Annotated in this window: 11 protein-coding genes; 4 read left to right on the forward strand and 7 right to left on the reverse strand. The window is 49.4% G+C overall.

Annotated elements, in window-relative coordinates:
- Positions 1 to 155 precede the first annotated feature (155 nt).
- The 5 genes from RBT11_17040 to RBT11_17060 all read right to left on the reverse strand — a co-directional run bounded on the left by RBT11_17040 (position 156) and on the right by RBT11_17060 (position 7,202).
- Positions 156 to 587, reverse strand: a complete 432-nt coding sequence (locus RBT11_17040) for a response regulator (GenBank protein ID MDX9788485.1) — start codon at positions 585 to 587, stop codon at positions 156 to 158.
- Positions 588 to 589: 2 nt separating this feature from the next.
- Positions 590 to 2,323, reverse strand: a complete 1,734-nt coding sequence (locus RBT11_17045; GenBank protein ID MDX9788486.1) for an ATP-binding protein — start codon at positions 2,321 to 2,323, stop codon at positions 590 to 592.
- 82 nt (positions 2,324 to 2,405) lie between these two features.
- Positions 2,406 to 2,897, reverse strand: coding sequence for a response regulator (locus RBT11_17050; protein MDX9788487.1), 492 nt, complete (start codon positions 2,895 to 2,897; stop codon positions 2,406 to 2,408).
- A gap of 124 nt (positions 2,898 to 3,021) precedes the next feature.
- Positions 3,022 to 5,088, reverse strand: coding sequence for an SLC13 family permease (locus RBT11_17055; protein ID MDX9788488.1), 2,067 nt, complete (start codon positions 5,086 to 5,088; stop codon positions 3,022 to 3,024).
- A gap of 62 nt (positions 5,089 to 5,150) precedes the next feature.
- On the reverse strand, positions 5,151 to 7,202 hold the full coding sequence (locus tag RBT11_17060) for a response regulator (GenBank protein ID MDX9788489.1): 2,052 nt from the start codon (positions 7,200 to 7,202) through the stop codon (positions 5,151 to 5,153).
- Between the two features lie 348 nt (positions 7,203 to 7,550).
- On the opposite strand from RBT11_17060, the gene RBT11_17065 reads away from it, so the two are divergent.
- On the forward strand, positions 7,551 to 9,353 hold the full coding sequence (locus tag RBT11_17065) for an adenine deaminase C-terminal domain-containing protein (protein ID MDX9788490.1): 1,803 nt from the start codon (positions 7,551 to 7,553) through the stop codon (positions 9,351 to 9,353).
- A 23-nt stretch (positions 9,354 to 9,376) separates the two neighbouring features.
- Positions 9,377 to 10,396 carry a hypothetical protein gene (locus RBT11_17070; protein ID MDX9788491.1) on the forward strand — a complete coding sequence of 340 codons (1,020 nt, stop codon included), beginning with the start codon at positions 9,377 to 9,379 and terminating at the stop codon, positions 10,394 to 10,396.
- Positions 10,397 to 10,448: 52 nt separating this feature from the next.
- Here the strand turns inward: RBT11_17070 and RBT11_17075 are convergent, their stop codons facing one another.
- Complete coding sequence (locus tag RBT11_17075) at positions 10,449 to 11,804, reverse strand: DEAD/DEAH box helicase (protein MDX9788492.1); 1,356 nt, start codon at positions 11,802 to 11,804, stop codon at positions 10,449 to 10,451.
- Between the two features lie 19 nt (positions 11,805 to 11,823).
- On the opposite strand from RBT11_17075, the gene RBT11_17080 reads away from it, so the two are divergent.
- Complete coding sequence (locus RBT11_17080) at positions 11,824 to 12,279, forward strand: hypothetical protein (GenBank protein MDX9788493.1); 456 nt, start codon at positions 11,824 to 11,826, stop codon at positions 12,277 to 12,279.
- Positions 12,280 to 12,293: 14 nt separating this feature from the next.
- Positions 12,294 to 12,590, forward strand: coding sequence for a hypothetical protein (locus RBT11_17085; protein MDX9788494.1), 297 nt, complete (start codon positions 12,294 to 12,296; stop codon positions 12,588 to 12,590).
- Between the two features lie 90 nt (positions 12,591 to 12,680).
- Here the strand turns inward: RBT11_17085 and RBT11_17090 are convergent, their stop codons facing one another.
- A complete protein-coding gene (locus tag RBT11_17090; protein MDX9788495.1) occupies positions 12,681 to 12,881 on the reverse strand; it encodes a cold-shock protein in 201 nt (66 codons plus the stop codon).
- Positions 12,882 to 12,904: the final 23 nt, after the last annotated feature.

Here is a 12,904-nt window from a genome sequence, read left to right on the forward strand (position 1 = left end):
CGCAACGCCAAACCGGCGGCTTTCTTAACCGCTGCGTAGCTCCTTTATGAGAAACATGCACGAAAAAGCGTGCATAACTGGAAAAGGCCATTGGCCGCACTGCTGCCCAGCAACCCAGCTGCCCAGCTTCCGGACATCGGTGTCGTCTTTCCCGGCTAGGCGCGGCGAAGCGTGATTTCCCGCATCCGGGCTTCGATAATTTTTTCCTCTTGCGCCCGTTTTTGCTGTGCAGCGGTTTCCGCTTTTTCTATCAGTTCCTCCACCTCGCACGGTTTCATCAGATAGTCAAAAGCGCCCAGTTTCATTCCGTCGATAGCCGATTCAACGGTGGCGTGCGCCGTCAACATGATGACTTCCACGAGCGGGTGTTCTTTTTTAATTCTCGACAGCGTTTCAATCCCGTCCATCAGCGGCATTTTGACGTCCAGAATAACAACCTCGATGGTACTGTTTTCAGCAAGTTTTTGAAGCGCTTCCGGGCCGCTGAAGGCGGTGACGACATGAACCTGACGTTTTTTAAGACGCTTTTCCATGACATTGACAAAGGTGGTCTCATCGTCCACTAATAATACGTTCACATTGGCCATTTTTATTCTCCTTGAATTTGCTGAATGTTTTCAGGTTGGACGGTTTTTTCCACCGGGAAATGAAGATAAAAGGTTGTTCCTTTGCCTATCTCACTTTCGACCTCGATATGGCCGCCGATTTTTTTAATGATGCCATAGCAAATGGCAAGCCCCAGTCCGGTGCCTTTTCCGACCGGCTTGGTTGTGAAAAACGGTTGGAATATTTTTTCAAGGTTAGCGGCCGGCATGCCGGGACCGGTATCTGCCACCGCGACGGTGACATGGTCCTTATGCTGCCGGGTCGAAATTTCAATACTACCGCCTTTATTGTCCATCGCATCCAATGCATTGTTGATCAGGTTTAAAAACACCTGTTGCATTTCCGTCGGTGATGCTTCGATGGTGGAAAGATTCGCAAAGAACTTCTTATGAAAGGAAACCCCCGCGTATTTTGCTCGCTGTTCGGACAGCCCGACAACCTCTTCCAACAGGTCATTGAGTTGGACCGGTTGCGGCCGGGAATCGGTTTTACGAGCAAAACTCAGCAATTTGTGGGTAATGACCTTGCAACGCCTGGCCTGGTTACGGATTTCTTCCAGTGAATTTTGAAACTCCGTAAGATTCTGGCAATCTTTAAGATCCTCTTCTTCAAGCAAGTCCTGAATCCATCCGGCCTTTTCCATCATGATGGCCACGGGGTTGTTGATTTCATGGGCGATGCCGGCCGCAAGTTCACCGATGGCCGCCAATTTTCCGGTTTCAATGACCTGCTTGTTCATCATATTTTTCTCGCGATCCGCCGAGGCGATTCGGGCAACCATTCTGCGAGCGATCCAAATGGCGGTGGTAATGATGACGATACCGCCGATGAGAATGATCAGCAGCGCGACCTTTCGGGCATGGTTGAGATCCCGGTAGGCATCGGCCGTATTTTGCTGGTAGATGAGCAACCAGTCGCCGTTTTTTAAAAAGGCGCCAACACAGAGATTTTCTTTTCCCGCGGCATTCTTTTTTTCAAATATTTTGACGCGCTGTTTTTCCGTGGCAGTATCATTTAAAAAAAGGGCATAATGATCTTTTTCAGTAAAAAACCCGAGCGGCGGCTTTGTTTGAAATTCTTCTGCCTTGTTCAGAATAAAGGCAAACCCGGTTTCGCCGATGCGAAGGTTTTCAACCAAGGTGTTAAATGCCCTGAAATCGACGGTGGCACGAAGAATCCAAACCCTTCCCTTATATTCCTGGCGGACGGCAATAATGAAATGGGGCAGAGCGCGAAGCCCCAGAAACACATCACTGATAAAATACGGGCTGATAATGGCCTTTTTAAACCAATCCGCATTCTTGTAGTTCGCTTGCATGAGTTTAAAGGGACCCGCATAATCGATCTGAACCCCCTGATCGTCCACCACGCCCAGATCCTCGAACACCCCATGGAATTGCAGTTGCAACTGTGCCAGTTTTATTTCCAGAAACGTTTCGTCCCGGAATTGTTCAAAGGGATGAGAATTGACGAGAAATCTGAGCAAATTTAGATGTTCGGTTAAAAACCCGTCGATGTTCTGACAGTGTTTTTCCACCAGTTCGCCCAAGTGCGCATGAACCTTTTCCCGGTAGGAACGGTTGTACTGTTCCAGAATCAGGCCGCTGATCAGCAAGAGGGGCGTAAAGGAGACCAGTACCATGATGATCACCATTTTCCGGGTGAGCGCATGATAAAATGCGGAATCATGGGGTTGCGATTTGATGGTTGTCTTCATTCCGGATCGAACCTTTATGTTGGACGCCCTTTACTATCAACCCCTGCGTTTCGGGGACTCTTTCGGGTTCATTTCGCTTTGCTTACTCTTCTCCCTGATCCAACTCCCTGAGTTTGCGAAGAATCGCCCGGGGACTGCTGGAAGAAGAAATATTAAGAAGTTCATTCATCTTTTTTTCTTCAATTTTTTTCTTGTTCATGACCTTTTTCTTATAAGCCCCCTGCAGGGCTTCAAGAAGACTGTCGAGTTCACAGGGTTTTTGAAGATAGGAAGTAATCCCTATTTTCGCGCATTCAACCGCGGAATCGATCGCACCGTGACCGGTCAAGATCACGGCTTCCAGCCACTGATGTTTCTGCTTGAGCTGTTTAAGTGTCTCCTGCCCGGATATGCCCGGCATTTTCAGATCAATCAAGGCGATATCCACCGGGTGGGTTTGCGCGGCTTCAATCGCCTTATCTCCCCGATTGGCGGTGATGACGTTAAAGTCTCTTATCTCCAGGCTCTTTCGAATGGATTCCAGAAACTGTTCTTCATCATCCACAATGAGCAGGTTGATCTTATCTTTTGCCATGTCGGTAACTCCATGTTCCCATGTTTTCCGGTGCGGCCTATCAGCAACCGGGCAGCAAATGATTGACATCGAGATCCATAAGCTGCCGGCGGCCGCCGATGGCCGATGAAGCCGGATCAGACACTCAGCTCAGGCCGAACCATTTCCAGTATCCGAGAATGACCCACAGATAGAGCACCGCCATGCTGATAAGCCATACGGCGCCGCCATAAACGAGAAAATCCTTTGTCGTTACAAGCTGCTCGCCGGTTTCCGGATCCCTTGCAACCGCGTACACGATGGCGTTATTCGGTGTGCCGATAATCAGCATGTGCGCAAAAGAAGAAGAAAAGGCCGTGGCCAATCCCACCGCGATGGGGGATGTTTGTGAAAGGGTCGCCATCGGAACGGTGATGGGCCCGACAGCCGCCACCGTAGCCCCGTCGCTCATGAAATTCGTGAGAATGCCGGTGATAAAGCTTGCCGACATGATAAGACCATCTCCGCTTTTCATAACGGCGGGAAGCATATCCACAAAGCTGCTGGCCAACCAGAGCGCCGCACCGGTGGAAGCAAGCCCAGAGCCCATGGCGCTGGCAGCCGCATACAGCGCAACGACATCCCAGTGAATTCCGTTAATGTCTTTCCAGCGAAGGACGCCTAAAATATTCAACAGGACAAGGCATAAAATCGCGGGCCCCCCCATTCCCACCTTGTCCGACAAGGTGATCCACAGCACGACCACCAGAATAATGATTGCAGCCGATTTATATTCATCCGGCGTCATCTTGCCGATTTTTTCCGCTTCACGCTTGACTTCTTCCGCGACATTGATGGCTTTGGTCTTTATTTTACCGCGAAAAACGAAAAGAAAAAAAACGGACACTAGCAGGGTGCAAACCGGCACGAAGGGAAGCCCCATTTTGACCCATTGTCCGAATGACACTTTAATGCCGTAATCCGATAGAATACCCAGCATGACGGCGTTTCTGCCGCCGGCTGCCGGGGAACCAGGCCCGCCGAGGTTTCCACAGAAGGTCAGGGTCAGCAGCATAAACACCACCAGATACCGGTCCTGTTTCAGACCTGCGGTCCGAATGGCCGCCATATAGACCAGCAACAAAACAGGGGCGATAAACGCCACCAATGCGTGCTCGGAAAGAAACCCGGCAGTGATCGCGAGCATCGGGGCGAAGAATAAGGCAAAGCGGGTAAGAGAAGAACTGGTACCCAGCAACAAAATGCCGATGCGTCGATCCAGACCGGTCTTGCTGATGGCGGCAGCGAGGGCCAACACGCCGAAGATGAAAATCACCGAATCCTTGGCATAGGCCTGGGCCACCATATCGGCCGGATAAACACCGAAAAAATACATCAGCACACCCACCAGAAGGGCCGTTATACCGATGGGAACGGCACCGGTCGCCCAGAAGAGGGCTGCTACCACCAGCACACCGATCATGACCTTGGCCTTCATAACGACCGTGTCCACGCTCGGGGCCGACTTAACGACTTTGCCGTCAGCGGTTTTCGTTTTTTGGGTTAGTTTGGCCTTTTCCCCATAATACTCGGTAATGGTTTGTCCGATCTCCATTTTGCGGTAGTCGGAAAACCCGTTGATGCTCTCCATGGGATTGCCGGCCTTTTTTTCGGACAAAAGGGAGGTCAGTTTCGGGGCGGGCGTGATGAGAATGCAAAGAAAAAGAATAACCCCCAGAAGGATGAATCCGGGCCTGGCATTTTGAACCCCGATGAGCCAGTCTTTCAGTCCGGTTTTCGCCACATCCGGAATTTCATGCTTGGCCAGTGCGTAAACCCGCTCCTGAGCCGCATTTTTGATCGCCGTAATCAGTTCATCCAGAGGGCATGGTTTTTCCAAGTACGAAAACACATCATGCTTTCCGGTCACCCGCGCCGATTCGATCGAGCCGTGGCCGGTATGCATGATGATCTGCACTTCCGGCCTGATCTTTTTCAACTCCTTTAAGGTTTGAATCCCGTCCATGCCGGGCATTTTCTGGTCGAGAATAACCACATGGGGGTTTTCATGCCGAACGATTTTGATGGCATCCTCTCCGTTGTTGACATCGAGCACATCAAAGCCCCGCAACCCCAGCTGCTTGGAAAGGCTCTCCCTGAAACGGTCTTCATCATCAATTAAAAGGATCTTCAGCTTTTCATTTTTTCCATTAACACCGGTTTGCTTCTCCATAATCCATCCTCTTTGCGAATGCGTTAATATCGGTTATTAATATGATGTTAAGGCCATATTCTTTAACTGGCTTTTGTTTTAATCGGTAACGAGACGGTAAATTGAGTGCCGATCCCCGGCGTGGACGCCACATCGATTTCACCTCCGAGGGATTTGATGATGTTCTGAGAAACACTGAGCCCGAGCCCCGTCCCTTTGCCCACCTCCTTGGTTGTAAAAAATGGATTGAAGATATCGGGTAGAAGTTCCGGAGGAATACCACCCCCCGTATCTTTTATGATGACCTCTATATGCTGATCTTTTCTGCGGGTGGTAATCGTGATCGTACCGGCACCCGTGATGGCATCACCCGCATTGTTGATGAGATTTAAAAACACCTGACGAATCTTATCGCTGTCCAGCAGAATTTCCGGAATGCCCGGATCGTATTCACGAACGATCTCGATACCGGCGGTCTTGAACTCGCGTTCTTTTAACCCGGACATAACCTCATTTAAAATTTTATTCACATGGCACGGGATGAGTTTTGGCTCGTTTTTTCTCCCGAAATCGAGCAGTTGTCGTGTTATGGTTCTGGCCCTGAAGGCGGCCGATTCAATGGCTTCAACCTCTTTCATCACATTTTCCCGGCTCGGCGTAAGACCGAATTCCGGGTCGAAAAGATCTTTGATTACCCCACTGGCGGCGACGATAACGGCCAGCGGATTGTTGATCTCGTGAGCGACTCCGGTGGCCAGTTCCCCCACGGAGGCCAGTTTCGAGGCGTGAAAGAGCTGAATGCGCAACTCTTCGCTTTTATCGGCCGCCGCCTTGGACCAGCCGATCAGCCGGCTGTTGGCAAACCAGATGCCTGCCGCGATGGAAAAAAAGATAATGCCGAGGCTGATCGTCATAATGCGCCGGCTGCGATACATGGCAGCGTGAGCGATGTTGAGGGGTTGTCTCACCAGCAGCGCCCAGGGGGCTTCCTTGAGCCATGCAAAACCGATCAACACGGCATTGCCGTTTTCCCGAATCTCCTCGACGCCGGAAAAAATATCCGTTGGGGGTATAAAGTCACTTTTCTCCAGCAATTCCCCCCGGTTCGGATCGACGATCTGGTAGCGGCCTTCCTTGTTGATCAGGGCGGATTCGACGGCCTTGCCGCGGCTGATGGCGCGAAGGAGCATATAAAACTTATCCGGATCCAGTGTGGCGCGCATGACAAAGGGCGCACCTTCGATAACCTGCCTGACGGCAATGGTGAAATGCGGCTTATTTCGAAGTCCTGAATAAATATCACTGATAAAATAATGCCGATCTTGACGCAGAAGCGTTTTAAACCAGGTTTCGTTGCTGTAATTTTTTCCCTGTAACTCGGGAAACGGACCCGCATATCCGATTTGAATGCCTTGGGCATTTAAAAAACCGACATCACAGAAGGCATCACTGGCTTGTCTCAGGTTCTGAAGGCACTGCGCCATGATGCCGACGGAAGGCGAAAGGGTAAATTCATTGCCGTGAAAGAGGCTGAAAAGATTAACGACACGTTCCTGCAAAAACAGATCGACCGTGTTTTTTTGGCTGTTTGAAAGGGCCTCTAAGTTCAATCGGCCTGTGTTTTTCAGCGTGGTGCTGAACTGAAATTGAAAATAAGTGAAAAAGGCCGCGTAGGGCAACATGAAGGCCGCCAGCAGCCCGAGCGCCAGCTTCAGCTTGAGTTCCTTAAAATAGATATCTCGTTTTTCTTTTTGATTTTTAATGTGTTGTCTTTTTTCAAAGGCGGATTTGATTTTTTCGGAAATATCCTCGATGTCGACCGGTTTCATTAAATAATCGGCCGCGCCCAGTTTAACCCCCTCGACTGCGGATTCCACCGTGGCATGACCGGTGAGCATGATGACTTCAACGAGCGGAAAATCATGCTTGATCTTTTCCAAGGTCGCGATGCCGCCCATGCCAGGCATTTTGACATCCAGAATGACCACATGAATGTTCATTTTTTTCAATTTCGCCAATGCCTCCGCGCCGCTGGCGGCGGTCTCGACGGCATACCCTTTTTTCTCCAACAGCTTTTGGGTCGTTGTCAGATATCTTTCTTCATCATCCACCAGCATGACGTTGATGTTCGGCATTGGATTTATTTCTCAACCAAGACGGTTTAAGGGTTCAGAAAAAAAACGGTGATACCTGTCGTCATGATTGAGCAAGCCCCATGCCAACTGACCACCATCCGCCGGGCAAAGGCGGGGAAATACAATGGTATCTATCTGTAAAAATGAGGTTAAATATTTGTTCAAACCGGAGGGTTGAATCCCGCGGTAACAAAATAGTGTCCGCCCGCTTTACACCATGTAAAAAGAAGGCGATGCGGGAGAGGGGAAAAAGGCCACGACTCATTTTTATTGACATATTCCGCATAAAAAGCGAGTTTTTGCCACATATCATTCATTATTTTTCTTAAAAAAAGGGCTTCTATCTTAATGACCACGCTAAAATCCGATTCCCGACACTCGGCCGCCGATGCACAACAAAAACCTATTGATATGCTTCTTACCGGCGGAACGGTTTTGAATGTCTATTCAGGAGAGTTACTGAAAGCAGACGTTACCGTACATAATGGAAAAATATGGTCGGTAGGCCATTTCAACCCGGTGCAGCCCCATGCCGCGCGCATCATCGATGTCACGGATAAGGTGCTGGTTCCCGGTTATATTGAACCCCACGCTCATGCCGATAATATCTATAATCCGATATCGTTCGGTGAAGAAGCGTGCAAAAAGGGGGTTACCACAATTTTCTGTGATAACCTCGTGTATTTTCCGCCCATCGGGGTAACGCTGTTTGAGGAATTGATGAACACGCTTTCCAAAGGGCCGGTTAAATTTTTCTGGTTTTGCAGGACGAATCCCCAGACCGCCGTAGCGAATGAAGACGAGATTTTCTCATTGGATTCCATTGAAACCCTTATCAAAAACCCGTTTGTTCGATCCATTGGCGAAATAACAAGATGGCCCGACATGATAAAGGGAAATTCAAAAATTTTGAATATGATTGACGCCGCCAGAAAGGCCAATAAGCGAGTGGATGGCCATCTTGCCGGCGCCAAATTCGAAAAACTGAACGTTCTCGCCCGAGTGGGTGTGGAATCCTGCCATGAGAGCATAACCGGGGAAGATGTGCTCAACAGGTTACGGCTCGGCCTGTATGTTATCTTAAGAGAAAGTTCGCTCAGACGGGACTTGGCCGATATCATCCGGCCGATTGTCGAAAAAAATATACTGACGGAACGATTGATGTTGACCACGGATTCGTCTACGGCCGTATATTATGACACGTTCGGTATGACCGACCATCTGATCGATATCGCCATTAAGGAAGGCATTCCCCCCGTATTGGCATACCGCATGGTAACCCTTAACCCCGCCGTATATTACGGTCTGGACCGGCAGATCGGCGGCATTGCGCCGGGAAGAGACGCTGACATACTAATTTTGAAAGATCTCTATCATCCGGTTCCGGAAACAACGATATCCAAGGGACGGGTAATCGCAAAGAATGGCAACCTCGCCGCCCCCTTTCCTCAAATAGCGTGGGAGAAATTTTTTCCAAAAACACTGTTCGTGAATCATGAGTGGCGTGCGACGGCAGATTTTTTCAAGATTTTCACTCCGGAAAAATCGATGGATTTCCCCGTGGTGGAAATGATCAGCGCTGTCATCACCCGCGTCAAATGGACTTGTTTTGATTCGGAAAATGGACATTTAACGCTGCAGGATAAAGAGGGGGTATGCCATGCCGCCCTATTGGACAGGAATGGACGTTGGATCACCAATGGCATGGTCGGAGGCTTTGGGGATGGAATTGAGGGGTTGGCCTCTTCTTATAATACCGCCAGAGAAATTTTGGTATTAGGCCGTTCACACGAAGCAATGAAGACCGCCGTGAATAGAGTGTTGGAGATGAAGGGGGGCATTGTCCTTATTGAAAAAGGTGAGATTATTTATGAATTTCCCTTGCCTCTTTTGGGATATGGTTCCTACGAACCATTGCAGTTGGTCGCTCGAAAAGAAAAAGAATTAATCGATATCCTTTTAACCAGGGGTTATCGATTTCATGATCCGTTTTATACGCTTGCCTTTTTGCCGAATGATTTCCTGCCCGATGCCAGAATCAATTATAACGGCGTGGTCGATATCAAGACCGGTGAGGTTCTTTGGCCGCGAAAAGACTTGAAAGCGCAACAAACACTTTCTAAAATATCAAGTAACAGCATTGCCCCATAAGGATTTAAACAAGGAAAGCAGGGATGGCAAAAAATAAAAATAAAAAGCGGAATATCGCCAAACGGATACGCCGCGCCGGCGAGAACAGAAAAGTCAAACGGAAACTTACGCTGGCCAAACTGAAGAAAGACCAGCAGCGGTCCGCATCATCTGAAAAAGCATCGCTATCCGCAGAGCCCCCGCCCGACGGCTTTCGAACCATTTCCACCAACCAGGCGATTTTAGAATACGCCCGGCCGCTGATGGAAAAAGCCGAGGGCGAAGAAAACATAAAAGGCGCGATGCAAGCCGCGATGGTGTTCTGGAATTACAGCATTGCCGCAAAAGAGGGAAATATTGGCACTATGCTGGCGGATATGGAGAAAAAAATTCTAAAGGCCCTTCGCGACAGTTTTCATATGGATGAGGCTTCCGGCAAAGATTTCCTGGAAATGATGGTGGCCCGGTATGATTATCTGTTTCCGCGAGACATACAACCCCGGGAGGCTCCCTTTATGTTCATTCGAAAGGATGTGGCGTATTTGATTCGGCCCGTTGACGCGTCCAGAATTCAGCTCAACCAAGACGTCGTGGTCGCAGACGACGAAGACCGGATGCTGTTCCAGGAGTTGCAATGGTTGGATGAATTGGCCGTTATGAATGCGGACTTCGAAAATATTGATGCGCTGCTCTCCTCCCTTAAGGATCGATTCCCCGCGGCGTTTCAAAAATGGCTGATCGCCAAAGGTCTGGCCAAAGAGTTTGCCATCGAGTTTTCAACGTGTCTATCCATTTGGTTTGACTTCATTTACGCCTATGAACACGATGAAGACACCTCCCTTGTTTCAGTACCGGCTTCAAGCTGGTTTGAGTTTTTTCATGAGTTTTTGCTAAGAAAAACGGTGGTCAAACCGCCGTTGTATGTCCACTGGCCGCCGGCATTGAAGCTGTTTTACCAATACCTGCACGAAAGAAATTTCGTAAAAAGCGCCCATGAGGCAGTCCGGTTTATTCAGGATATCGAACCCGGTTTTTATGATTTATTGCGGAAACAATTTTCATAGCGGGGGCCGGTAGCGTTTCCATCCGCTCACGACCTTTGGAAATCGAGGAGTATCAATGCCGAGAGGTCCTTTTCCCCGGCTTATCGTTTCTTTTGCCGGATCGGGTTTTTGATACCGGCGCCGGGCCGTTGCCGGACCCTTTCGTTTTGGAAATACGGGGTTGCGCTCGCTTTTTTGAAGAACTTTTTTCGGCAACCATCTCTTTGATGGCCGGGTCCGCCCTTTGTTCGCTCTGTGTACTGTTGGGACGATAGAGAACAAAGTCCGGCACATCGCTATCCTCTGTATAACCATTCACCTTTTCCACCGGTATCTTTTGCTTCAGCAAGTTTTCAATGGCCTGAAGATAACGCTTTTCATCTTGGCTGACCAAGGAAACGGCAAGTCCACTTTCACCTGCGCGGCCGGTGCGACCGATTCGGTGAACATAATCCTCGGGAATGGCCGGCATATCGTAATTGACCACAATGGGCAAATGGATGATGTCCAGGCCCCTTGCGGCTACATCCGTTGCCACAAGAATACGAATCTCTCCGTTCTTGAACGCTTCTAACGTGCGTGTTCGAAAAGACTGGCTTTTGTTGCTGTGCAGGGCGGCGACACGAATCCCTTGTGCCATCAGTTTCTCGGTAAGCTTGTTCGCCCCGTGCTTTGTGCGGGCAAAAACCAGTATCCGGGTCCAGCGTCCCGTGGTGATCAGATGGATAAGAAGCGCACGTTTATTGGATCGGTCCACCAGGTGAACCGTTTGCGCAACCGATTCTGCCGCGGTATTGCGGGGCGTCACCTCGATATAGTCCGGATCCTTCAGCATTTTTTCGGCAAGCTCCCGAATCTGTTGCGTGTAGGTGGCGGAAAACAGCATGGTCCTGCGCTCAGAGGGGACCAGATCGAGAATCTCGGAAATCTCATCGCTAAATCCCAGATCGAGCATTCTGTCCGCCTCATCGAACACCAGAAACTCAATGCGGGAAAGATTCAGGTGCCTTTGGCAGGCAAGATCGAGCAGGCGTCCCGGTGTGGCCACAAGAATATCGATGCCGCGTTTCAACCGATCGATCTGCGGATTGATGCGAACCCCGCCGTGAACCACGGTGCATCGCATGGAAACCCGCCTTGCATAGGCCTTGATGCTCGCTCCCACCTGAAGCGCCAGTTCCCGCGTGGGGGTCAGGACAAGCGCACGAGGGGGGCGCCCGTTGTTGCTCTGCTGTTGACTCAACACCTCGACCAAAGGGAGCGCAAACGCGTCTGTTTTTCCTGTTCCGGTCTGAGCACGGGCAAAAATGTCCCGTCCATCAAGGATGGCAGGAATGGCCTGGGTTTGTATGGGGGTTGGATCGGTGTACCCCTTGGCTTTAAGGGCGTTAAGCAGTTCGACCCGAAGGCCAAGTTGATCAAATGACATGGTATAATCCCGAGTGTTCTTGAAAGGTTCACTTTTTCGACATATCGACAGCGCCTGTCCATGTCAAAATTCAACAGTATCAGGATCATATCAAAACGCTATTCGCCGTTATCTCGCCATAAAATTTGTAAACTACCAAATAAAACCAGCGCAATCAAACCCTATTCACAGGTCATACCGGGCCATCGCATGGATTGCGATAACCCTGGAATTAGACCCTTTACCAGAAACATGCACGCTTTTGCATGTATATTCGCCGAAGGTGAAAGATGGCTTTTATGCATCCCAGCATCCCAGCATTCCAGCATCCGGCTTTGCCGGATTAGATACAAGCCGTGTTGCATTTTTGTATCAATTGCATTACGTTTCGCTCTCAGCATTCAAGCCGTTCATTGTTTCCGCTATTTGTAGCGGTGTTTCTTTCCGGCCGCATGCGAATCTAAAGCGTGATATCAACATAACAACTGAAATTTAAAACAAGGATCATCAATGGATATGAAAGATGAACAATGGGTATGGGTTTTGGTTCACGGACCAGAAGGAAATGAACAATTGCTCGGGCAGCAGGACGTCGATGGAAATGTCAGTTTTATTCCTTGTTTCCTGGGTAAGGACGAGGCCGCAAACGGCCTTGCCCATCTGAACAAAGAGAGGAGCAAGATGCATACGGTGCAGGCCATCATATTTGAAGATTTGAAACGGTACGCCGAGCAAAACGGATTTATGATATTCGTCATTGACGCTATGGGAAACATTATCGAGCGTATCGGGAATGTCCCACGATAACCATCGCGCCAGCCTTTCCAAAATAAAAAAGGAGCATCTTTCCGTATTTGTGGATAAGATGCTCCTTTTTATTGGAATCGGATCAGCAGATCAAACGACCGTGACATTCGTCGCGGCAGGACCTTTTTTACCCTGCTCAATGTCAAAGGTCACGCGGTCGCCTTCACTCAAGGACTTAAAACCGCTCGCATTGATTCCCGAATGATGAACGAACACATCCGGCCCGTTTTCCTGCTCAATAAAACCAAAGCCTTTGCTGTCGCTAAACCATTTTACAACGCCATTAGCCATCGTAGCACCCTCCTTTCAAAAAT

Source organism: Desulfobacterales bacterium, from assembly GCA_034003325.1.
Taxonomy (GTDB): Bacteria; Desulfobacterota; Desulfobacteria; order Desulfobacterales; family JAFDDL01; genus JAVEYW01.

Coding starts and splice junctions, on each gene's coding strand:
- RBT11_17040 (MDX9788485.1), bottom strand. CDS start 587: ATGGCCAATGTGAACGTATTATTAGTGGACGATGAGACCACCTTTGTC.
- RBT11_17045 (MDX9788486.1), bottom strand. CDS start 2,323: ATGAAGACAACCATCAAATCGCAACCCCATGATTCCGCATTTTATCAT.
- RBT11_17050 (MDX9788487.1), bottom strand. CDS start 2,897: ATGGCAAAAGATAAGATCAACCTGCTCATTGTGGATGATGAAGAACAG.
- RBT11_17055 (MDX9788488.1), bottom strand. CDS start 5,088: ATGGAGAAGCAAACCGGTGTTAATGGAAAAAATGAAAAGCTGAAGATC.
- RBT11_17060 (MDX9788489.1), bottom strand. CDS start 7,202: ATGCCGAACATCAACGTCATGCTGGTGGATGATGAAGAAAGATATCTG.
- RBT11_17065 (MDX9788490.1), top strand. CDS start 7,551: ATGACCACGCTAAAATCCGATTCCCGACACTCGGCCGCCGATGCACAA.
- RBT11_17070 (MDX9788491.1), top strand. CDS start 9,377: ATGGCAAAAAATAAAAATAAAAAGCGGAATATCGCCAAACGGATACGC.
- RBT11_17075 (MDX9788492.1), bottom strand. CDS start 11,804: ATGTCATTTGATCAACTTGGCCTTCGGGTCGAACTGCTTAACGCCCTT.
- RBT11_17085 (MDX9788494.1), top strand. CDS start 12,294: ATGGATATGAAAGATGAACAATGGGTATGGGTTTTGGTTCACGGACCA.
- RBT11_17090 (MDX9788495.1), bottom strand. CDS start 12,881: ATGGCTAATGGCGTTGTAAAATGGTTTAGCGACAGCAAAGGCTTTGGT.